Source organism: Enterococcus sp. DIV0574, assembly GCF_051711125.1.
GTDB classification, from domain to species: Bacteria; Bacillota; Bacilli; order Lactobacillales; family Enterococcaceae; genus Enterococcus_D; species Enterococcus_D gallinarum.
This window is the reverse complement of sequence record NZ_JBIOMA010000001.1, coordinates 477,899-501,138: the sequence shown is the minus strand read 5'-3', so window position 1 is coordinate 501,138 and position 23,240 is coordinate 477,899. Positions and strand designations below refer to the sequence as shown.

19 protein-coding genes are annotated in these 23,240 nt (G+C 41.8%); 6 read left to right on the top strand and 13 right to left on the bottom strand.

The features are described 5' to 3' along the window. Positions 1 to 3 precede the first annotated feature (3 nt). Together lysA and IGJ45_RS02445 are read right to left on the bottom strand one after the other, a co-directional pair. Positions 4 to 1,308: a diaminopimelate decarboxylase gene (lysA, locus tag IGJ45_RS02450; RefSeq protein ID WP_147587205.1), complete on the bottom strand. Its 1,305-nt coding sequence runs from the start codon at positions 1,306 to 1,308 to the stop codon at positions 4 to 6. Continuing rightward, a complete protein-coding gene (locus IGJ45_RS02445; protein ID WP_005472632.1) occupies positions 1,292 to 2,488 on the bottom strand; it encodes a M20 metallopeptidase family protein in 1,197 nt (398 codons plus the stop codon). The genes lysA and IGJ45_RS02445 overlap by 17 nt, the downstream gene beginning before the upstream one ends. Before the next feature lie 187 nt (positions 2,489 to 2,675). Between IGJ45_RS02445 and dapA the strand changes: the two genes are divergently transcribed. The 3 genes from dapA to dapD are packed head-to-tail and all read left to right on the top strand — an operon-like array spanning position 2,676 to position 5,051. Further along, on the top strand, positions 2,676 to 3,557 hold the full coding sequence (gene dapA / locus IGJ45_RS02440) for a 4-hydroxy-tetrahydrodipicolinate synthase (RefSeq protein WP_021149191.1): 882 nt from the start codon (positions 2,676 to 2,678) through the stop codon (positions 3,555 to 3,557). Positions 3,558 to 3,569: 12 nt separating this feature from the next. Beyond that, a complete protein-coding gene (gene dapB / locus IGJ45_RS02435; RefSeq protein WP_147587204.1) occupies positions 3,570 to 4,325 on the top strand; it encodes a 4-hydroxy-tetrahydrodipicolinate reductase in 756 nt (251 codons plus the stop codon). Positions 4,326 to 4,337: 12 nt separating this feature from the next. Continuing rightward, positions 4,338 to 5,051 carry a 2,3,4,5-tetrahydropyridine-2,6-dicarboxylate N-acetyltransferase gene (gene dapD / locus IGJ45_RS02430; protein ID WP_003128763.1) on the top strand — a complete coding sequence of 238 codons (714 nt, stop codon included), beginning with the start codon at positions 4,338 to 4,340 and terminating at the stop codon, positions 5,049 to 5,051. Between the two features lie 188 nt (positions 5,052 to 5,239). Here dapD and IGJ45_RS02425 read toward each other — a convergent pair whose 3' ends face one another. The 8 genes from IGJ45_RS02425 to IGJ45_RS02390 form a co-directional block, all read right to left on the bottom strand. Further along, positions 5,240 to 6,196: a DHH family phosphoesterase gene (locus IGJ45_RS02425; protein ID WP_003128762.1), complete on the bottom strand. Its 957-nt coding sequence runs from the start codon at positions 6,194 to 6,196 to the stop codon at positions 5,240 to 5,242. A 47-nt stretch (positions 6,197 to 6,243) separates the two neighbouring features. Beyond that, positions 6,244 to 7,575, bottom strand: coding sequence for a DRTGG domain-containing protein (locus IGJ45_RS02420; protein ID WP_003128761.1), 1,332 nt, complete (start codon positions 7,573 to 7,575; stop codon positions 6,244 to 6,246). Between the two features lie 38 nt (positions 7,576 to 7,613). Next, on the bottom strand, positions 7,614 to 8,297 hold the full coding sequence (locus IGJ45_RS02415; RefSeq protein WP_003128759.1) for a metal-dependent hydrolase: 684 nt from the start codon (positions 8,295 to 8,297) through the stop codon (positions 7,614 to 7,616). Positions 8,298 to 8,494: 197 nt separating this feature from the next. Continuing rightward, positions 8,495 to 9,937 (bottom strand): MFS transporter, encoded by a 1,443-nt coding sequence (locus IGJ45_RS02410; protein WP_003128757.1) that lies wholly within the window; start codon positions 9,935 to 9,937, stop codon positions 8,495 to 8,497. 349 nt (positions 9,938 to 10,286) lie between these two features. Then, complete coding sequence (locus IGJ45_RS02405; RefSeq protein ID WP_003128755.1) at positions 10,287 to 11,969, bottom strand: ribonuclease J; 1,683 nt, start codon at positions 11,967 to 11,969, stop codon at positions 10,287 to 10,289. A 120-nt stretch (positions 11,970 to 12,089) separates the two neighbouring features. Then, complete coding sequence (locus IGJ45_RS02400) at positions 12,090 to 13,142, bottom strand: aspartate-semialdehyde dehydrogenase (protein ID WP_005472640.1); 1,053 nt, start codon at positions 13,140 to 13,142, stop codon at positions 12,090 to 12,092. 305 nt (positions 13,143 to 13,447) lie between these two features. Then, a complete protein-coding gene (locus IGJ45_RS02395) occupies positions 13,448 to 15,232 on the bottom strand; it encodes a glycoside hydrolase family 13 protein (RefSeq protein WP_003128752.1) in 1,785 nt (594 codons plus the stop codon). Between the two features lie 174 nt (positions 15,233 to 15,406). Further along, positions 15,407 to 15,892 carry a MarR family winged helix-turn-helix transcriptional regulator gene (locus IGJ45_RS02390; RefSeq protein ID WP_003128751.1) on the bottom strand — a complete coding sequence of 162 codons (486 nt, stop codon included), beginning with the start codon at positions 15,890 to 15,892 and terminating at the stop codon, positions 15,407 to 15,409. 138 nt (positions 15,893 to 16,030) lie between these two features. Here IGJ45_RS02390 and IGJ45_RS02385 point away from each other — a divergent pair, with 138 nt between their 5' ends. From IGJ45_RS02385 to IGJ45_RS02375, 3 genes are all read left to right on the top strand, one after another. Continuing rightward, a complete protein-coding gene (locus tag IGJ45_RS02385; RefSeq protein ID WP_060813014.1) occupies positions 16,031 to 18,373 on the top strand; it encodes an ABC transporter ATP-binding protein/permease in 2,343 nt (780 codons plus the stop codon). Between the two features lie 147 nt (positions 18,374 to 18,520). Further along, on the top strand, positions 18,521 to 19,087 hold the full coding sequence (locus IGJ45_RS02380) for an IS3 family transposase (protein WP_005473325.1): 567 nt from the start codon (positions 18,521 to 18,523) through the stop codon (positions 19,085 to 19,087). After that, on the top strand, positions 19,045 to 19,932 hold the full coding sequence (locus IGJ45_RS02375; RefSeq protein ID WP_409360082.1) for an IS3 family transposase: 888 nt from the start codon (positions 19,045 to 19,047) through the stop codon (positions 19,930 to 19,932). The genes IGJ45_RS02380 and IGJ45_RS02375 overlap by 43 nt, the downstream gene beginning before the upstream one ends. Positions 19,933 to 20,184: 252 nt before the next feature. Here the strand turns inward: IGJ45_RS02375 and IGJ45_RS02370 are convergent, their stop codons facing one another. The 3 genes from IGJ45_RS02370 to IGJ45_RS02360 are packed head-to-tail and all read right to left on the bottom strand — an operon-like array spanning position 20,185 to position 23,240. Continuing rightward, entirely contained in the window at positions 20,185 to 21,621 is a 1,437-nt protein-coding gene (locus IGJ45_RS02370; RefSeq protein ID WP_005472648.1) for a glycoside hydrolase family 1 protein, read from the bottom strand. Next, entirely contained in the window at positions 21,614 to 21,976 is a 363-nt protein-coding gene (locus tag IGJ45_RS02365; RefSeq protein ID WP_003128748.1) for a PTS lactose/cellobiose transporter subunit IIA, read from the bottom strand. Before IGJ45_RS02365 ends, IGJ45_RS02370 begins: the two co-directional genes overlap by 8 nt. A gap of 31 nt (positions 21,977 to 22,007) precedes the next feature. Further along, positions 22,008 to 23,240: a PTS sugar transporter subunit IIC gene (locus IGJ45_RS02360; protein ID WP_003128746.1), complete on the bottom strand. Its 1,233-nt coding sequence runs from the start codon at positions 23,238 to 23,240 to the stop codon at positions 22,008 to 22,010.

The following is a 23,240-nucleotide window of genomic DNA, read 5'->3' as shown; positions in this document are numbered from 1 at the left end:
TTTTTATTCTTTCATCAAAAACGAAGGGATACGTTCATTTTGAATCAACTGCTGGAAAGTCTGACGTTCAACCACCAATTCCGCGTGCCCCTTTTCAACAAAAACTACCGCTGGAATCGCAAGTTTATTGTAATTGCTAGCCATTGAATAACCATATGCTCCCGTCGCAAAAGTCGCAAAAAGATCTCCCGTCTCTACTTTGGGTAATTGCAGATCTTTGACTAAGATATCCGTGCTTTCACAAGCCTTGCCAGAAATCGTAACTGTCTCTGTGGCAGCTTCTGCTGCCCGATTGGCTAGAATCCCCATATATTCAGCTTGATAAAGACCGGGACGAATGTTATCTGTCATGCCGCCATCAATACTGGCATAGGTTCGAATCTGTGGCAATGTCTTGATCGTACCAATAGTATGCAGACTGATACCTGCTTCCGCTACAATACTACGCCCAGGCTCGATCACCACAGTCGGACGTTGGAGCTGATGCGCTTGGCAAAACGTTTCAATCGTCGCCATCACCGGGTCCAAAAAGTAAGAATAGGGTTGACGAATATCCTTTTCCGTATAGCGGACACCAAATCCGCCGCCAACATTCAACTCTTTAACAGTATAGTCAAATCGATGATGGATTTCTAGAACTAATGCTAGCGCAGCCTCTGTCGCAGCAATATGGGAATGATTGTCAGACAATTGACTTCCGATGTGGAAATGCAACCCATAAAAATCGATTTCCGGTGCGTCAATCACTTCTTCAATCAAAGGAAATAAAATCTCTTCATCCAATGGGATCCCAAATTTCGAATCTTTCTGTCCAGTTGAAATAAACGCATGGGTCTGGACATTCACTTCTGGTGTGATTCGGAACATCACTTTTGCTTTCCGCTGTTTCTCTTGACATAGCGCTCGAATCAAACCGATCTCCTGACTGCCATCGACAATGATCCGACCTACACCATAATCGATCGCTAATGCCAATTCATCAATAGATTTATTGTTGCCATTGAATTCGATTTGTTCCGCTGGAAATCCTGCTTGGATGGCTGTGTATAGTTCACCGCCACTAACAACATCCAAAGACAGGCCTTCCTCATCAATCAACCGCAGCATGGCTAGTGTATTGAAGGCTTTCGAAGCATAGGCAGCTCGGGTGTTTTCATAGCGAGACAGAAATTCCTCGCGAATAGCACGACATTGAGTGCGAATCTCGGTCACCGAAAAAACGTACAAGGGTGTGCCAAATTCTTTTGCTAATGCCACTGTATCGCATCCATCCCAAAACAGGTGATTGTCTTTAATCTCTTTGATCATTACTGCGCTCCTCTCTTAGTACCTGACTCTGATTCAATCTTTCAATCAATCGCAGGTAGCACTCAATGCCTCCTAATAAGACTTTCTCATCAAAATTCATCTTGCTGCTGTGCAGCGGATAGGTATACCCTTTTTCTTCATCCCGAGTCCCGACAAAGAAAAAGACACCAGGGATCTCTTTTTGGTACATGGAGAAATCTTCCGCTAACATGTACGGCGGTGTCTCGATATAACTGTCGCCAGCAACATCCCGAACAGCATCTACCATGTCTGGATCATTGTCTACCACCCGATACAAGTGTTCGAAAGAAACTTCTGCTGAACAGCCATACCCTTTAGCAATCTCTTCAGCCGCCAATTTTACTCGTTGCGTCAATGTTTCATAGACCCCATCTTCAAAAGCCCGCATCGTTCCGTTCAACACGACTTCTCCGGGAATAATATTTTCTGCATCTCCTCCGCGAATCTTGCCGAATGTAATGACGGCCGAAGACAATGGACTAATGTTGCGAGAAACGATTGCATGGAGACCTTGAATGACCGCAGCTGCCGCTAAGATCGCATCGCTGCCTTGATGAGGTTGGGCCCCGTGAGCACTTTCTCCCAGGACTCGAATCGTGATCTCGCCATTTCGAGCCATCATTGGTCCCTTGCGGCAAGCAATCACACCTTCAGGATAGTCTGGAAAAACATGCAGACCGATAATCTGATCAATCGCAAAATCGGTTAAGATTCCTTCATCAATCATTAGCTGCGCACCACCAGGGCCTTCTTCTGCTGGCTGAAAAATCAACACAATGGTCCCGCGAACAGCTTCCGGGTAATCGGATAAGTACTTTGCAAAACCTAAAAGCGTCGCCATATGTCCATCATGTCCACAAGCATGCATTTTGCCGAGATGTTGCGAGGCAAAAGGAGCATTCGTTTCTTCCTTGATAGGCAATGCATCGATATCCGTGCGGAATGCTAACGTCTTCCCTGGTTTTTCACTGCGAAAAACAGCGATCAATCCGGTATCCAGAACCGGATAAATTTCTTTGATCCCGAAAGACTGCAACTGTTTAAGCAAATATTCCTTCGTTTTGAATTCTTCTAATCCTAACTCGGGAATCTTATGTAGTTCCCGTCGAAAACGAACCACGTCTTCGGTTAATTTCATTACTGCTTGAGATAATTGCATTCGTGGGCACCTTTCTTTCATTTGATCAGCAATATCGGCTGAAAATGTATGGATATCCACATTTTCATTGATATTGGATAATATTATAGTATATAATTCGAATAATCTATAGTATAAATAATCAAAATTTTTTGATTTTTAGTACAATTAGAGAAAGAATAAAAAGGTTGAAAGGATGTGGAGTAGTTTGACGATTTTTAAAGGTTCTGGCGTTGCATTGATCACCCCGATGTTTCATGATGGTTCGGTGGATTTCGACAAGTTGAAGTCACTGGTTGAGTGGCATATCCAGCAAGGTAGCGATGCATTGATCGCTTGTGGAACGACCGGTGAAGCCTCAACATTGAACGATGAAGAACACATTGCTGTTATCGAGGCGGTTGTCAAGCAGGCTGCGGGCCGCATTCCTGTGATCGGTGGCACTGGTTCAAACAATACGCAACATGGGATCCATCTTTCCCAAGAAGCAGAGCGTGTCGGTGCCGACGCATTATTGGTTGTAACCCCTTATTACAACAAAGCAACAAAAAAGAGTTTGGTTACTCATTACAAGGCAATTTGTCAAAGCGTTGAACTGCCTGTCATCTTATATTCGGTCGCATCAAGAACAGGAATGAACTTGACTTACGACATGGTTGCTGAATTAAAAGAGATTCCGAATGTCAAAGGAATCAAAGAGGCCAGTGGAGATATCTCACAAATTGCGTCTATCGCGCAACTAGTGGATGATGAATTTTCTCTCTATTCCGGCAATGATGATCAAGTCACACCAATCTTAGCATTAGGCGGTTCTGGTGTGATTTCGACGATCGGTAATATTGCCCCTAAACAAACAGCGACTTTGGTGGCAGATTTTCTTTCTGGAAATATTCAAGCAGCGATTCAGGAGCAGTTACGACAAAAACCTTTGATCGATGCGATTTTTAGTGAAGTCAATCCAGTGCCCATCAAAGCGGCAGTTTCCTTATTAGGAAAGTCTGACTTGCACTATCGGTTGCCATTAGGACCGCCTGAGAAAGAAACAATCAACCGTCTAAAAAAAGAAATGTCCGCTTATGGGCTTTTATAAGGAGGCAATCAAGTGAGACATATTTTATTGAGCGGTGCCAATGGTCGAATGGGAAAAGTTTTGCAGCACATGATTGCTGGACATGCTGAATTTGTGATCAGTGCTGGATTAGACCGTCACACGGAAGCAACTGGCGACTTTCCAATCTATTCTGCACCAGAAGCAGTCAAAGAACCTGTTGATTTGGTGATCGATTTTTCACATCATAGCAATGTAGCAGGCCTCCTTGACTTCTGTGTTGCCAACCAACTGCCCATCGTTGTGGCTACGACTGGTTTAAGTCAAGCAACCCAAGAAAAAATGGTCGCCGCTGCTCAAAAGATTCCTGTTTTTTATTCTGCGAATATGTCCGTGGGGATCAATGTATTGATCAAAGCCCTAAAAGCGATCACCCCACCATTGGAAGCAGATTTCGATATTGAAATCATTGAAAAACATCACAATCAAAAAATCGATGCGCCAAGCGGAACTGCATTGTTACTGGCAGACAGCATCAATGAAAGTTGTCAAGAACCAAAAGAATATCTTTATGGCCGTTCTGGCAACGATCTGACCAATGATCGAAAACAATTAGGTATTCACGCTATTCGCGGTGGCACGATCCCGGGCGAACACACGGTGATCTATGCAGGAGCAGACGAGATCATTGAGCTGAAACATACCGCATTATCACGGGATATTTTTGCCAATGGTGCGTTGAAGGCTGCCGAATATCTTGCAAAACAACCTGCTGGACTATATGACATGGAAAATCTACTTGACAAGTAAAGGTGGTAACGTATGACTGAATTACAATTTTCTGATCCTTATCAATTAGCCAAATACATCAAAGAAGCCAATAAGCAGACCCCAGTCAAAGTCTATTTGAATGGTGATCTATCTACCTGTTCTTCCGAGACACTGAAAATTTTTGGGGCTGGCTCCTTTTACTTTATTGTTGGAGACAGTCAAGAAGTAGCTGATTTTCTAACGGCCAATCAAGATAAAATCACTGATTTCTATTTAGAAAATGACCGTCGGAATTCTGCGATCCCTCTGTTGGACTTAACAACAGTCGATGCTCGGATCGAACCAGGGGCTTTCATTCGTGATCAAGCAATCATTGAGAAGAATGCGGTCATCATGATGGGAGCGGTCATCAATATTGGTGCCGTTGTCGGCGAAGAAACAATGATCGATATGGGGGCGATTTTAGGCGCCCGGGCTACTGTCGGTAAAAAAGCCCATATCGGAGCTGGGGCTGTTTTAGCTGGTGTCTTAGAGCCACCTTCAGCTAGCCCAGTGATTATCGAAGATCATGTGTTGATCGGCGCCAATGCCGTAGTCCTTGAAGGTGTTCGTGTCGGTGAAGGTGCTGTGGTTGCTGCTGGATCTGTAGTCACAGAAGATGTACCGGCAGGGGCTGTAGTTGCTGGTTCCCCGGCTAAAGTCATCAAGATGAAAGATGAAAAGACGGCTAGTAAAACCGAGTTTCTTGACGACTTGCGGGGCTGATCTCGCCTGTTGCAACTTGCAAAAAAGCGTATGACCCGCGAGTCATACGCTTTTTTTATTTGCGTAATTTTTTACTACAGTTATTTACTACAATCAAAAACTCACCGATCATTCCCCTAGCAAGTCCTAAGATTCCTCGCTGTTGGTTTTTTCTTCTGCAAAAGAACACTGATCACGACGAATAAAGTCTATGCTTGTTCTCGAAAAGCTGAAACTGCGGTCTGGATTTCTTGATAGATGGCTGCCACTTCTTCCAGATCCGCTGCATTCGCTCCGCTGGCAAGCGGATGTCCGCCACCATGATGACGTTTGGCGATCTCATTGATCACAGGTCCTTTCGAACGCATCCGGACCCGATAATAGCCTTCTGGCTGCTCAACAAAAATTGCCCATGCTAAGACATCTTCAATCTTCCCTGGTAAGGACACGATAGCAGATGTTTCTGAATCAACAACGCCAAAACGCTGCTGAATCTCATTTGTCAGAATCACTTTGCCAGCTCCTAGTGAATCAACTTCTAAATTTTCAAAGACATAGCCGGAAAGACGAGCCACTGCTCTCGAAACCTGATCAATCTCACGATTGATTTTTGGTGCATCAAAACCATAATCCAACAAATCAGCTGCGTAACGCAATGTCGCGGAGGTCGTTGCTGGGTACAGGAAACGACCCGTATCCCCTACGATTCCGGCATAAAGCAGGCGCGCAGCTTCTTGCGACATAGTAAGTTCTTCAGCGAACATTTTCCAGAATGCCGTAATCATTTCACTGCAGCTGCTAGCAGTAGTATCCACCCAGACCAAATCTCCATAAGGTTCGTCATTAGGATGGTGATCGATTTTGATCAATTTTGCACCATTGGCATAGCGCTGATCACTGACTCTTGGTGAATTGGCGGTATCGGTCACGATCACTAAGGCATTTTTGTAGACTTCATCCGAAATCTCCTGCATTTCTGCTAAGTAGTCTAGCCCTTCAACAGGCCCTCCCACTTGATAGATCGCTTTTTCAGGAAAACTAGCTCGTAAAATTTCTGCCAATCCAACTTGTGACCCTAGTGCATCCGGATCAGGTCGCTGATGGCGGTGAATAATAATTGTCTGATATTCCTTAATTGCTGTCAATATTTCCTCTTGTACGTTCATTGCATATCTCCATTTTCTAAGCATTTATCTGATGACTGCTGTTCGAATTAAGGGCGCTCCATTACTTGGCAGACGACAATTGCTTTAGCTACCATGGAATTTTCGATATAGACTTCAATATCGATCTTAGCAGATCGGCGCCCCAGCTCCAAAATTTTGGGCTGAATAATGATCTCACTTTCTAATTGGATCAAGCGGAAATAGTGTAGATTCACTTGTTCGATCCAGCTGTTTCGCCGCTGATTGACTTGCATCGTTCGTTTGGCAGCATTGGCGATCACTTCACTGAGCACACCAAAAGAAATCGTTCCTACTTCATTGACCATTTGTGGAGTCACAGCGAAACGAAAGTTTGGCTGTGCCAATTTATTGCCTTCAAAATCTTGTTCAATGATTTGGATCTGACCAGAAATCTGATCAGAGATCGTATCGGAAATCTGGGTCTGTCTTTGGACTAGTTGCATCGCCTTCATAATGTCTTGCCGAGTCACGATTCCGATCAAAGATAAGTCATCTGCTACTACTGGCATCACTTCCAAGCCATCCCAAATCATTTGATGACTGGCAGAAGCAACACTCATCTCTTTTTTCACGACTCGCGGTTCACGAGTCATGATTCGTTCAATGATTTGCGTATCGGGTTTTTCCAAAACATCTTTTGCCGTAATGATCCCAACCACGCGCATGTTCTTGTTAACTACCGGATAGCGAGAATGATTGGTTTCTTCTGAAAGACGTTTATAGTCTTTGACAGTGTCAAACGTATGCAGATACTTTGTTTTTTCCAGCGGCATATAGATATCGCTAACGAGCATAATATCTTTTTTGATCAGCTGGTCACTCAATGCCCGGTTGATCATCGTTGCAACGGTAAACGTATCATAAGTCGTCTGCAATATTGGCAGTTCCAGCTTATCGGCCAAACGACAGTTTTCTTCTGATGTTTCAAACCCACCAGTGATCAAGACAGCAGCACCATCTTCTAATGCTAATTGGTGAACTTCATTTCGATTCCCTACGATCACGAGCGATCCCGGGGTGATATATCGTTCCATTGCTGATTCTTTCATCGCACCGATAACAAACTTATTCAAGTCCTTATCTAGACCGGCTGCGCCTCCTAGAACCTCTCCTTCAATGATTTGTACGACTTCTCCAAAGGTCAATTTTTCAATATGTTTTTTTAACTTACGCTCGATCCTAATGGTTCCTACCCGTTGAATGGTAGAGACCAGACCGATATTTTCTGCATCTTTGATTGCCCGATAGGCGGTTCCTTCACTGACACCTAAATCCTTTGCGATTCCCCGTACTGAAATACGGTCTCCTACCGGCAAACTTTCGATATGCGCTAAAATCAAGTCATGTTTCGTCGCCATAATTTTCTCCTAGTTAATAAAATCCGTCAATCAGACGGTCAACAATCAATCGATTCTCCCACAGCCAAAACGGTGCCTACTCCCTCAGGCAGCAAGTCGATAAAAGCGGCGGGATCTTGTTTGATCAGTGGGAATGTGTTGTAGTGAACTGGTACAACTTTTTTTGCTTTCAATAAGTGGGCAGCTGCGGCTGCATCTTTAGGTCCCATAGTGAAGTTATCACCAATCGGCAAGAAAGCCACATCGATCGCAAATTGTTCGCCAATCAGTGCCATATCACCAAAGAGGGCTGTATCCCCCGCGTGATATATTGTTTTGCCTTCCGCTTCTAAAATGATTCCCGCTGGGTTTCCCATATAGATCATCTTGCCGTCTTCTTCCAGACCGGAACTGTGCTGAGCTTGAACGAACCGTACCTTGCCAAAGGGAAAAGTATATGAGCCGCCGATATTCATACCGTGAGTCTTCGTTACTCCCTTACTTGTTGCATACTGACAAACTTCCACTACACTGATAATAGGTGCTTCTGTACGTTTGGCAATCGCCACCATATCTCCTACATGGTCGCTGTGCCCATGAGTGATCAGCAGCCAGTCTGGATCAACTGTTTCTGCATCCAGATCAGTCATAGCGTTTCCATTTATAAAAGGGTCAAACAACAACTTTTGTCCATCTTCCAACTCGATCGAAAGAACCGCGTGTCCATGAAAAGTAATCTTCACAACAATTACCCCTTTCCTATTCATAAGTAATACAGACTAATATTTTCTATTATAACAGACTAATACAAAATTCCAAACAATCAATTCGGTGTATCCATTTCATTCATGACGTTATTCTTCTCTTAGTCAAGAAATCACAAAAAAACTGTTCTAGTCTTCAAAAAAAAGAACTAGAACAGTTTTTTTAGGTTCGCAGCTTACAGAGAATGTTTCTGGAAGCCACCTTGTTTTTTGATACGCCACATAGTCATCAATAGGGCCACAGCACATAAAAGAAACGCACCGAAGAAAGTAACTTTCATTCCATAATTGAAGATATCTGGTCGTCCATTGATATATGTCGTCACATGCTGACCATAGGCACTGCTCATCGCAGAATATAGAATCGTTGTGGACATTGCAATCCCTAGCACCATGCCTAGATTACGAGCAAAAGAGTTCAAGCTACCGGCCACTCCCAAATTTTCTTTGGTCACGCTGCTCATGACCATGGTATTATTCGGCGATTGGAACAAGGAATTTCCTAATCCCATGATTGCTGTAGCCACCACATAATACCAAATAGGTGTATGCTGGTTCATAAACATGTACATCAGTTGGGTAATCGATAGTAAGGCCAAGCCAATCAACACCAAGATTTCTGGACCGACTTGGTCTGTCAAATAACCGCTGATAGGCGATCCGATAACCATCATCAAAGGAAAGACCATCATCAACATCCCGGCTACACTTGGAGTCAACCCACGGGCATTTTGCAGATAAAATGGAATCACGACATTAACAAAAAAATTAGCAGAAAAGATCAGAAGTGCCGTAAACAAACTTAACGTAAAAATTTTATTTCGGAAAATGCTGAAAGTAATCAGCGGCATCGCCACCCGTTTTTCTACTTGAATAAAAGCAATAAAAGCAATGATTGCAACGAAAATCAATACTAATGGCAACCATGTCAAGAAGCCTTGCTCCTGACCGATGAAAATTCCACCGAAAAAGGTCAAGATCGCCACAGAGAATAGACCAAATCCACTTTTATCGATGGAGTTGCGGCTCATGGTGATATCTTTGGGTAAAATTTTCTCCCCGGCAATCATAGTCAGAATTCCGACAGGAACATTGATCCAAAAAATATAAGGCCATGAAAAATGAGACAATATGATCCCGCCTAGTCCTGGACCAGCAATTGATCCTAGCGACACGAAAGCGCCGATCATCCCCAGTGCCCGTCCTCGCTCACTAATAGGAAATACTTCCGTAATGATTCCAGTATTTGTTGCCATCGTCATACTTGCACCGATCGCTTGGACGACTCGTGCAAAGAGCAAAAAAGCCAACGAATGGTTGAACCCGCACAATAAAGAACCGATGGTAAAAATCAACATGCCGAGACGAAAGACCTTGATTTTCCCCCAACTATCGCCAATCTTACCAAATAGCAACAAACAAGCACAAACCACCATCAAATAAACCGACACGACCCATTCCGCTTGGTTCATGGGTACGGACATATTTGCCGATATCGTCGGCAACGCAATATTCACGATGCTGCCGTCTAATGTAGACATAAACGTGAACATCGCAACAGCAATCAAGATCCACCATTTTCTCTGCTGGACAAGCGTATCTTCTTGATAACTTTTCACTCAAAACCATCCTTTCGATCCAATCAATTTTCTTTTAACACGAGTTTCTTCGTGGAATTGTTTTTTATCCAGACATCACTCCAGCATTCGGACAAGTCAAATTAGCCAGACTAACAAAAATAACTGACACGCCTTGAGAGACCCCACCAATCCGCACCGGAAAACAGGAGCAATTTCAATGTTTGGTTATTGGAACACTTGCTTTAGACAACACCCTGTCAATGAAGACCTAGATATTATCGATCGGACAATGTTCTCGTATTTCTGCGCTATGTATCTAAAGAGACACCACAAAAATCAAAGCAAAAACTAGGACGTTTGTAGCTGGCGTCCTAGTTTTCTGGATGTTTTATTTGCGTGATCGATTTCTTTGACTGGATTCCATGATCACAGGCAAGATCACTGGTCGGCGTTTTGTCTGTTCAAACAAGAAGCGGCTTAAGCGATCTCGAATGTCTTGTTTCAATTTACTCCATTCAAACTCTTCATCATGCAAATGTTTTTCAACGATCTCTGCAACGATCTCACCACTTTCCCGAATCAAATCACGACTTGCTTTGACATAAACAAAGCCGCGGGAAGTGATTTGCGGTGCTGCAATGATTTTCTTTTCGCGACGGTTGATCGTTACGACTGCGACGAAAATACCGTCTTCAGATAAGACTTTACGATCGCGTAAAACAATATTGCCGATATCACCGACACCGATCCCATCGATCATGACATTCTCAGCTGGTACAGCACCAGCTGAATGCATTTCGCCTTTTTTGTATTCTAAAACATCCCCGCGTGCGGTAATGAAAATATTCTTCAACGGAATGCCCACTTCATGAGCCAAGTCCACATGTGCTGCCAACTGACGATATTCTCCTTGGATTGGTAGGAAATACGTTGGCTTCATTAAATTCAGCATCAATTGCAGATCATTCGGATTCGCATGACCGGAAACACGAAAATTATCTGAAATTTGCTTCACGGTTCCACCCGCTCGGTAAATGATATCTTCCGTTTTGGCAACGACCGTTTCCATAGCTGTCGTAGGCGTCGTCGTAATATAAACGAGATCCCCTTCTTGAATCCGTAATGTACGATGTGTTCCGTTCGCCATTTTCTGCAATGCTTTGATCGGTTCACCCATACGGCCAGTCTCTAGAATAAGCAATTGCTCATTGGCATACTTTTTCATTTCTTTTTGGGTGATCAGCAAATCCTCTGCTGGTAATTTTAGTTTACCCAACTTCATCGCAGTGCGGATGATCCGTCCAAAGTCCTGACCAGTCAAAACTACTTTTCGTCCGGAACGATATGCTGCATCCAGCACTTGTTGAACCCTCTGCAGATTGCTGGCTACACTTGCCACAATGATCCGACCTTCCCAATAGCGAATGTTGTCAAACACTTCATCTTGAATCGTCAATTCAGAAGCAATCGGTGCTGGGTTTTCTGCATTTGTTGAGGTGCTCAGCAATGCCAGAACGCCTTCTTTACCGATCTCTGCCAAACGTCCGAAATCCGTTTGATACATTGGGATAGCTGTTTGATCAAATTTGAAATCCCCTGTATAGACGATATTTCCAGCGCTGGTTTTGACGCTGATTCCGACAGAATCAGGAATCGAATGCGTTGTCCGGAAAAAGCTGATGGTTGCATGACCAAAATCGATTTCTGAATGTTCATCAATGATATGGAAATCTTTGAATTTCTTTGTTGCTTCGTTTTTTGCTACGGTCAATTTTGCCAATTCGATCGTTAGCTCTGTTCCAAACACCGGAACTGGAACATTCTCCAAGAAATAGGGCAGCGCCCCAATGGCGTCGGCATGTCCATGAGTCAAAAAGACCCCCGCTACGCGATCTGCGTTTTCTTCTAGATACGTGAAATCAGGAATGACCGTATCGATTCCCAATAACTCGTTTTCTGGATAACGGACACCGCAATCCAGAACAAATATATCCTCTCCAACTTCAGCAATGTACATATTTTTTCCGTTTTCACGTACACCACCGAGAGGAATGATTTTGATAGTTTCCAATCTATTCACCTCTTGATTTTTTTACACTATTTATTTCCCTAGCCTAAGCCGTCTCTTTCATTATACAACAAAAAAAAGAAAAGCGTGGCATTCGCTACACTTTTCTGAAAAACTTATGATTTACACTCGAACTAGAGACTGTTCATGCAGCGATTCTGCGATTTGGATAGAGTTCCAGGCAGCACCTTTCAGCAAGTTGTCCGCTACCACCCAAAGGTGCAGACCATTCGCTACATCTAAATCTTTTCGAATCCGACCGACGAAGGTCTCTGTCTTACCGACACTCGTCAGTGCTTGTGGATAAATCTGCTGACTTGGATCGTCTTGCAGAACTGCTCCGGGAGCTGCTTTGATCCACTCTTTGACTGCAGTCAATTCCGCAGGTTGTTTTGTTTCGATATAAATAGATTCTGAGTGCCCGCTAAAGACTGGGATCCGAACACAAGTAGCCGCTACTTGGATCGCTGAGTCTTCCATGATCTTTTTGGTTTCATTAATCATTTTCCACTCTTCATAGGTGTAATCATCTTCCGCAAAAACATCGATCTGCGGCAAGGCATTGAATGCGATGGGATAGTGTTTCTTGTCACCGCCCGCTGGCATGATCTCTGGTGCCAACTGATCAGCTGGTGTTCCTGACAAGTAAGCTTGAGATTCCCGTGTCAATTCTGCCATTGCCTTAGCACCGGCACCTGAAACAGCTTGATACGTCGAAACAATGATCCGCGATAAACCTGCGTGTTGCCGAATCGGTTCTAATGCCACCATCATCTGAATCGTTGAACAATTTGGGTTTGCGATAATCCCTTGGTGTTTTGCTAAAGCATGAGCATTTACTTCGGGAACCACTAAAGGGACATTCGGATCCATTCGGAAGTAGCTCGTATTGTCGATTACGACCGCACCGCTTTTAACCGCTTCTGGGGCAAATTGCTTGGAGATACTGCCGCCAGCACTAAATAAAGCCAAATCTACTCCAATAAATGAGGTCGTAGTTAATTCTTGAATGACCAAAGTGGCTCCTTTGAAGACACAGGTTTTCCCAGCTGATCGCTTTGAAGCCAATAGAATCAATTCCTTGATCGGCAATGTAGTCTTTTCTAACATCTCAATCATTTTTGTTCCAACTGCGCCAGTCGCACCAACAACAGCTACCCGGTACCCTCTATCCATTTGATCACTCCTCGAATAAAAATACATTTTTACTAGTTTATCATATTTAAGCAAAAAGAAAAGACCTTACATAAGCATTCTCAGAAAGAAAAAGAAAAAATCTGAAAATTCCCTCTTCTTTCGCTTTTTTTCAAAAAAGGGTTATTTTTCGACTGTTATTATTTGTCACATCTACGGGTTATAGGCTATAATATTAGTAGAAAGAATTTTGGGGAAGATTCTTTCCAACGTGCATGGGGAAATAAAACCCAATCAGCCTAAATGAGGCAAGACCTGTTTTAACAGATCTTGCCTCATTTTATTTTTTAATTATTGCTGATTTCATTGTTGATTTTTGCAATGACAAATCCTTTATTATCAATGATCATTGTCTCATCTTCGATCTGCATAAACTGATCTAATAAAATTTCCTCTGGGCAAGACAATGTGAGTTGGTCTTCCCCGGTATTAAAGATTCCAATGATTCGTTGCGCACCTAATTCCCGCTCAAAAATGATCAATCCTTCTTCTTCAGAAATCACGTTCCAATTCAAAGAGCCCTCTGAAAGGATTTTTTGATGACTCTTGCGCAAATGAATCAAATCAGTTGTGAAGCGCAACAAATCGCGGTCTTGTTTTTCTTCTTCCCAAACCATACATTTCCGGCAATCCGGATCCATATCCCCGGTCAAGCCGATTTCATCGCCATAATACAGGCAGGGAACCCCTTGCTGCAAGTAGGTAAAAGCCATCACCTGCCGCATCAGGTCCTTATCGCCTCGTGCCAATGTCAATAGACGCGGCGTATCGTGAGAATCCAAAATATTGAATTGGACTTGATTTGTCTGGTCCCGATAAAGCATCAATTGATTATTTAGTTCCGAGACCATCTTTGTCATTGATATTTCGCCTTTGACGAAGTATTCAATGATTGCATCTGTAAAAGCATAGTTCATGACTGCATGGAATTCGTCCCCTTGGAGCCATCTTTGAGAAGAATGCCATATCTCTCCTAAAATATAAAAATCGTCTTTGGCTTCATCACAGACCTGACGAAATTTCTTCCAGAAATTATGGCTCACCTCATTGGCTACATCCAAGCGCCAAGCATCGATATCAAATTCTTCGATCCAGTAACGAGCAATTTTCAGGAGATAGTCTTGAACATCCGGATTCTCTGTATTCAGCTTCGGCATATGCGGGGTAAATGCAAACACATCATACGTGATATCATAAGCATCTTCAAAATCTTCGCCTTCTTTATAATTGACAGGGAATTCATTGATATGGAACCAATCGGCAAAGGGAGAATCTGCACCATTCTTAATGACATCGAGCCATTGGTGGGAAGTATCTCCTATGTGATTGAAAACTGCGTCAAGCATGACCTTGATTCCTCGTTTATGACATTCCTCCACCAACCGTTTAAAGGTCTCGTTATCCCCAAATGCCGGATCAATCGCTAAATAGTCGATGGTATCGTATTTGTGGTTGGAGTAGGCTTCAAAAATCGGACAGAAATATATCCCATTGATCCCTAGCGAAACGAGATAATCCAGATGGTCGATCACACCTTGTAAATCTCCACCAAAAAAATCTTGCCGATCAGGATTTTTGGACCCCCAGGGCAATGTGCCTTCAGGATCATTCGATGGATCGCCATTGGCAAAGCGCTCCGGAAAAATTTGATACCAGACGGTTTCTTTGACCCATTCCGGCACTTTGAACCGATCCGCTTCTTGAAAGTAAGGCATCCGGAAATAATTGTTGTTCATTTCTAAGTATTGCTCTTCAAAAGGATAGACCCCATGATCCCCATAAAAAACATGGAGACCGTCAAAACTTTCAATTGAGAAGCCGTAAGACAATCGGCGAAATTCTGCACTTACAGTCACTTGCCAATAATCATGCAAGTCCGTAGACAAGATTTTATCCATTTCGATCCTTCGTTGGTACCAAGCTTCTTTGTATAAGGTATACGGATCCCCGCATAATAATTGCACGTGACGCACATCTTGACGAGCTGTGCGCAGCCGAATGTGCATTTTGTCTTTTTCAAATAAATAAGCAAATTCACTTTCTGGACGATGATAAATAGCAGTAGTATTCATAGCAGACTCCTTTAATTATTTGTTGCCTCTATTTTCCCACACACAAGAAGAGAATACAAGCAAAATATGCAATCGATTGCTTTATCCTCTTCTTTTTACAAAAGGGCGAGAAATATAATAGAAACATCAAATAACACAAACGAAGCAATCGTTTGCATTGCTATAAATTGGGGATCATTTACTTGGTTTAGAATTGTTCGAGCAAGCGTGTTCTTTTAAAATGTCATACTTCCGCAACAAACCAATCACTGTAGTCAGCGCCTGATAAAGCTCTGTAAAATCCGAAGGGCGCATTGCCGAAACCTTCTCATTCAAGCGATCCTCAATTTGTTGTTTTTTGCGACTAAACAATTCTCTTCCCGCTTCACACATAAAGACATTGACGCTGCGCCGATTCGTTTCATTGGTTTTGCGAATGACAAACCCAGCTTTTTCCAATCCAGCAATCGAACGACTAATCTGGACCTTCGATGTGCCGATTTGTCTTGCTAATTCCGACATCGTCATCCCTTCATTAGCTGCGATGATAACCAATTCAAGTATTTCCATCTTTGTCAATTTTAAATCTTCAAACCCAACTTCTTCAAACAAAAGGTTTCCCAGTAGTGAGAAAACTTCTGCAAATACTGATATATCAAACTTCTCTATCGCTTTTGTCATTTTCTCCCTCTTTTCTTCTCTATAGTTTAGTATAAGAACTTCTGCAAAACAATAACGATTGTTGATTTTTGTTAACTGTTATGATAGCTTTTAAACAGGATGAAAAAAACATGAAAATGGCAAGAAAAGAGTGACAGCATGCTAGAATTAAAAGATATCAAGAAGTATTATAAAGTAGGATCAAGTACCACCAAAGCATTGGACGGTGTCTCGGTTGCTTTCCGAAAACAAGAGTTTGTAGCCATTTTGGGACCAAGCGGCTCTGGAAAAACCACCATGCTAAATGTGATCGGTGGATTAGACAACTACGACTCTGGAGACATGGTCATTAATGGAAAATCGACCAAATCTTTCAAGGACCGTGATTGGGATGCCTATCGGAACAATTCGATCGGTTTTGTGTTCCAAAGTTACAATTTAATCAGTCATTTGGGGATTATTGATAACGTTGAGCTAGGAATGACACTAAGCGGTGTTTCAAAAGAAGTCAAACGAGCGAAAGCCGAAGATGCGCTGACACGGGTTGGTCTTGCGGACCATATGCACAAAAAGCCAAATCAACTTTCTGGTGGGCAAATGCAGCGGGTAGCGATTGCCCGAGCATTAGCCAACGACCCAGATATTCTGCTTTGTGATGAACCGACGGGTGCGTTGGATTCAGAGACTAGCGTCCAAATCATGAAGCTGATCCAAGAGCTTTCCAATGAAAAGCTCGTAATCATGGTTACCCATAACCCGGAACTAGCGAATCAGTATGCGGATCGAATCATTGAGTTCAAGGATGGTCGAATCTTAAAAGATTCTAACCCGCATATTGAAGAACAAAAGAAAGATCAATTTGAATTAAAGCACACGAAGATGAGTTTCCTCACTGCATTGCGTCTTTCTTTCAATAATATCCGGACAAAAAAAGGCAGAACTTTCTTAACGGCATTTGCTTCAAGCATTGGGATCATCGGCATTGCCATCGTCTTGTCTTTATCGACCGGATTCCAAAAGCAAATCGATAATACACAGTCTGAAACATTGGCCCGTTTCCCGATCACGATCTCTAAAGTAACGACGGAACAAGACCCTTCTGCAATCAGTACTCGTACTAAAGAAGAGAATTTCCCGTCCACTAAAGAAGTGACCGCAAAACTGAGTGACGCTGACCGGGCAACCCATATCAATAATATTGATCAGGACTTTCTTGACTATCTCAATAAAATTGATCCTGAGTTAAGCAACAACATTGGCTACACTCGTTCGACTTCGTTGAACTTACTGCGTAAGGTCGATGATAAAGTAGAACAAGTCAGCTTTTCAAATGCTTCAGCTGATAACGAGCAGACAAATGCCATGATGTCCGCAATGAGTGCTTCGACGGGAATCGGCGTTTCAACCTTCCCAGAACAACTATCTGAGGAAAACGGCAACTTCCTGAAAGACAACTATGATTTGCTGCAGGGAGAATATCCTGCATCAGCAAATGACGTTGTACTGATCGTTGACGAGAACAACGTGACGAACGTCAACGCATTGATCAACTTAGGATTTGATATCAAAGACGGCGATAAAGTGTCTTTCGATGATATCGTAGGAACAACAGTCAAGTTGGCACTTAACGATGCCTTTTATACTGAATTGCCAACTGGGAACTTTATCCCAAATCAAGATTTAACAGCTGTTTATGACAACAGTGCAAATAAAGAATTAAAAATCAGCGGGATTTTACGTATCAAAGAAAAATCTACGATGAATTTGCTTTCTACCGGGATCGCTTATAGCGATGCATTAGCCCAAGAAGTTATCAAAGAAAACAAAAACTCGGCAATCGTCAAAGCCCAAAAAGACAGTGATATCAATGTTATGACCAACGAAAAAATCGATGCTAGCACGCGCGATTCTCTAATCGATTACTTAGGTGGCAGCGACTTGCCAAACAGTATTATGATCTATCCAAATGATTTTAGTTCCAAAGAAAAAATCTTGGACTATCTTGATGCTTACAACAAAGGCAAAGATCGTAAAGATCAAATCGTTTATTCTGATTTAGCTGGAACCATGACGCAATTGACCGGCGGCTTGATGGATGCCATCACTTATGTTCTGATTGCTTTTGCCGCTATCTCATTAGTGACGAGCATGATTATGATCGGTATCATCACCTATACTTCAGTTTTGGAACGTACGAAAGAAATCGGTGTTCTAAAAGCGTTAGGTGCACGTAAAAAAGATATCACTCGTGTCTTCGATGCTGAAACATGTATCCTCGGGATTGCTTCAGGTGCATTAGGTGTCTTGATTGCTTGGTTAGCTACTTTCCCAATCAACGCAGTCTTATACAATATGACCGAGTTGGAAAATGTTGCACAACTGAATCCAGTCCATGGATTGATCTTAATTCTGGTCAGCACGATCCTAACCATGATCGGCGGCCATATCCCAGCACGGATGGCAGCGAAAAAAGATGCTGCGATCGCTTTGCGGGCAGATTAATTCTTTCTAACTAGTCACAGCTAAAGAGAGCATTGCAGCTGTCAGTTAATGGTGCTCTCAATAAAACAAAAAGTACTCGAAAAGTCATTTTGAAGCGACCCCCAAAAGTTAGACCAAAAAATCTAACTTTTGGGGGTCGTTATTTGTATGGCAAAATATCCTTTTGAATTAAAACTAAAAATCGTTAAAGAATATCTTAGTGGCGTGGGCGGATATCGGTATCTTGCCAACAAATACGGTATTTCAAGCAAGTCTCAAGTAAGTAATTGGGTGAATGTCTATCGTGAATACGGAGAGGAAGGTCTATTGAGAAAGCATCAAAATCAGAAATATTCTGTTCAATTTAAGTTAAATGCGCTAGAGTTATATCAAACAAGTGAGATGTCCTATCGAGAAGTTGCTAGCACTTTAGAAATGAACAACCCTGCGCTTATTGCCAATTGGATGCGTAATTTCAGAGAAGCAGGTATTGAGGGGCTCTCAAAAGAGAAAGGGCGACCACTTACTTTGACTAGAAAAAAAGAAAACAAAAAAGAAAATACAACAACTGAAGAACGCGATCGTATCAAGGCATTAGAAAAGCAAGTCCGATCCCTTCAAATTGAGAATGCCTTTTTAAAAGAGTTGAGGAAGCTGCGAAAACAGGAAGCCCAGCAAAGACGCAAGAATCAATCGCACGAATCATCGCCAGCCTCCGAGGATCATTCAAACTAGTTGAGCTTCTTGAAACATTGAAATTTCCTAAAGCAACCTATATGTATTGGCAGAAACGGTTTGGCAGACCAAACCCAGACCAAGAAATTGAAGAAAAAATGCTTGAAATTCGCAAAGATCATAAAGATTACGGCTGTCTGCGACTAAAAAAAGAATTAGAGAATCAAGGGATTCATGTCAATAAAAAGAAGATTCAACGTCTGATAAAAAAACTAGGTATCGAAGTAAAGTCTTACACTCGAAAATCTCGACGGTACAATTCTTATCGTGGGAAGGTTGGCACTGTCGCCAAAAATCGTATTCATCGTCGGTTTTATACAAATATCTGTCACCAAAAAATTACAACTGATACCACAGAGTTTAAGTATTATGAAGTAGACACCACAGGTGTCGTTCGTCAGAAAAAGCTGTATTTAGATCCTTTCATGGATTTCTACAATAGTGAAATTCTATCTTATCGGATTTCTGAAAAACCAAACGCACTAGCCATAATGAAAGGATTAGAAGAAGTAATCCAGATGACAAATGATTGTCCATTTCGTAGAACCTTCCATTCAGATCAAGGATGGGCCTATCAAATGAATGCTCATAAGAATAAATTGAAGCAGCATAAAATCTTCCAGAGTATGTCTCGTAAAGGGAATTGTTTAGATAACTCACCTATGGAAAACTTCTTTGGTTTATTAAAGCAAGAGATTTTTCACGGAGAAGTCTATCGGAGTTTAGATGAATTGAAAACAAAAATTGACCAATATATCTATTATTACAACCATAAACGCATCAAAAAGAAATTAAATTGGCGAAGTCCGGTTCAGTTTCGAGAAGCTGTAAAAACAGCTGTCTAACAGTTAATCTTATCATACAAAAAAGGAGTGGATTTCTCCACTCCATAAAAGTCTAACTTTTTGGGGTCACTACAAAAAGTCATTTTCGAGTACTTTTTGTTTTATGCCTGCGATAAGCTCTTTTGTAACCTGAAAATCCGGGTTATAGAGGACTGCTCCTTTGAGTTTGTGGATGGTCTGCTTCCACTAAAAGAAAGCATTCAGCTAGAGCAGCCAGCACTTATCTTCTATTCTCTTTAACTCTCTTTAATCTTAGTCAATGATTTCTCCATTACTGCGGATAACTCTTTGATACCAAGCAAAGCTATCTTTTTTGATTCTTTCGCCACTGCCTTTTCCATAATCATCACTATCTACATAAATAAATCCATAGCGTTTGCTCATTTCACTAGACGAACAGCTGACTATATCAATGGGTCCCCAAGCATAGTAACCGCGCAGATCCACACCATCTTTGATTGCTTCTTTCATGGCTCGAATATGATCTCGATAATACTCTATACGATAGGAATCATGAATGCTCCCATTTTCCAATTTATCAAAATAGCCAATCCCATTTTCAGTGATATAAATTGGACACTGATAGCGATCATAAAACTCATTTAAAAGAATTCTCAAGCCAATGGGATCAATTGTCCACCCCCAAGGATTTGCTGGTAGTTCCTTATTTCTGTGTGGTCCTAAATCCTTATCGTAAGAGTCTTGATCGCATATTTGTGTATAGTAGTAAGAAAAAGACATAAAGTCTGCCGTATGCTTCAGTGCTTCTTCGTCATCTTCTCCAAAAGTTACATGAATGCCTTTATCATCAAAGTAACGGAAAGCATAACCAGGATAGCGGCCGCGAAGTAAGACGTCTGCAAAGAAATACTCCATTTGATTTAATTTTAATGCAGCTAGAACATCTTCCGCCTTGCTAGATGCCGCATAAGATGGACCGCCACAAAGCATCATGCCGATCTCATTATCTGGATAATGTGCATGCGCATATTTTGTAATCAATGCACTAGCAACCATTTCATTGTGTACTCCTTGATATTTAGCAGAAAGCAAATCCTCTACTGCATCCTCAGGAATTCCAAGATGATTGAACGATTCATGGACAATTAAATTGATTTGATTAACCACTATCCACTTCTTTACTTTGTCATGATAGCGATCTAGCAGAACTTGACCATAACGGACAAAGAAATCAATAACTTCTCTTGAATACCAGCCTTTATACGAAGTTGTCAAATGAAGTGGCATTTCATAGTGAGACATTGTGATCATTGGTTCCATACCATTTTTTATTATTTCATCAAATAAATCGTCATAAAACTGCAAACCCGCTTCATTCGGCTCCAACTCATCTCCGTTTGGAAAAATTCTTGCCCAGTTGATAGAAGTCCGAAATGTTTTTAGCCCTAATTCAGCAAGCAATTTCAAGTCATCTTTATACGTGTGATAGAAATCAATTCCCCACCGTTTTGGAAAAATTCGCTCTGTACTGTTCATTGCTTCTTTGATATAAGCTGTCGTTATTTCCATATTAGATTTCTTTTCTAAGTCAACATCTGGAAGAAACTCATTAATATCTGCCACACACCAGCCTTTTCCGTCTACATCCCACGCACCTTCAGCTTGATTAGCTGCAATAGCACCGCCCCATAAAAAATCTTTTGGAAAACCTTCAGGTATTTTAGTCATTTTCTTCCTCTCTTTCCAGTCTACTCTCCAATTGCTCAATGCGCCGATCATAGGCTTTAAAAATTGCCAGCATGCGTTTAGCAATATTTATCTCACTGTAAATAGTCATCAATGTATCCTGTGCATGTGCGAACAACACAGAATACTCTCCATCTTCACCAGATGTTTCAGCCGTAATTGCATCTGTCTGTATGCGGTGTGCCTGTACAATCTCCTCATTTGCTTGCTTTATTTCCACTTCAGCCAGTGCAAAATCATATGATTCAATCGCTTTCAAGGCATCCATACAATGCTTTCTGGCATCTCCCGCATGTAGAATTATCTGCATGGCATGTTGAACGATTTGTTCTTTCACCATTCTAAGACCTTCTTTCACAATTATCTTTCTATACTCTTTCAGTTGCTTCAGCAGCTTCTCTTTCGCATTCTTGTTTTTCATAGGCTTTAAAAAATGGATACCAAATCGCTGCCGCCACGACAAAAACAATCAGCATTAGCAGAATGCCTGAAATTGTTCCGGTAGTTAGCCAAGTGGCAATCGGAAATGGACAGTACCACATTTGAAACATGACTGTTGGAATAGGTGCAAAAGCAATGACTTTCGTAAATAACCAGACAATTAATGGCAATATCAACCCTTGTAACCACATCGGGACCATCAATAGTGGATTCCAAGCAATACAGCCAAAAACAATCGGTTCATTGATATTAAAAATCGTCGGAGCAACCGAAGCCGTACCCAAGGCTTTTAATTTTTTTGATTTGGAGCGCATCAACATAAAAACAAGAGGCATTGTACAGCCGATACCGCCAATCCATAGATAAGCAGAATAAATAGTTGGATCAGTTACTAAATTCATTGCCTTTCCGTCAATATTTGCTTGAATAGCAGTCAATAAAACTGGATTTAAAACAGGCGTTAATACCCATGTTGAAATTCCCAACGAATAGAGGAAACAAACAATCAACATCATCAATGAAAAGCCCCATGGCGTCTCAATCACACTTTGTAATGGCATAAAGATGGCTAGAACAGCATTGTAGACATCAAAGCCAAGAAGATCAACGAAGATCCATCCGGTAAGGACAACAATACCGATTGGCAGCATAGCATCAAACCAAGAGCGGACAAAATCGGGAATCACCGATTCCTCACTGAAAAAAGAAAACTTTCCAAATAAATTCAACACCATACCAGCGAATAGTCCTGCAACAATTGCAATAAACATTCCCCCTGCACCAAGCGCACTATGACTAAAACCAGGTTCTCCGTCAGCAATGACTTGTGGAGAAATAATAATCAAAAATAAGATGATTCCAGACATTCCAGCATTGATTCTTTGCTTACGCAGTCTTTTTTTCTCCATCAAGTTGAAAGGAATCAGAAAAGATATGACGAGTGAGATCATCCCCATCGTCCATCCGTATGGTGTCCAGAAATTGGGTAAACTTGGAAAATAATCATTTAAAATTGCCAGCATACAAAAGACCGATCCTAAGAAAATTAATGGCAAAGCCTGCATGATTGAGTCTTTAAGAGTCACGATCCAAACGTTATGATTGATTTTATTCATTTTGGGCGTAAAGCTGTTTTCCAGCCAGTTAATTAAGGATTGCAT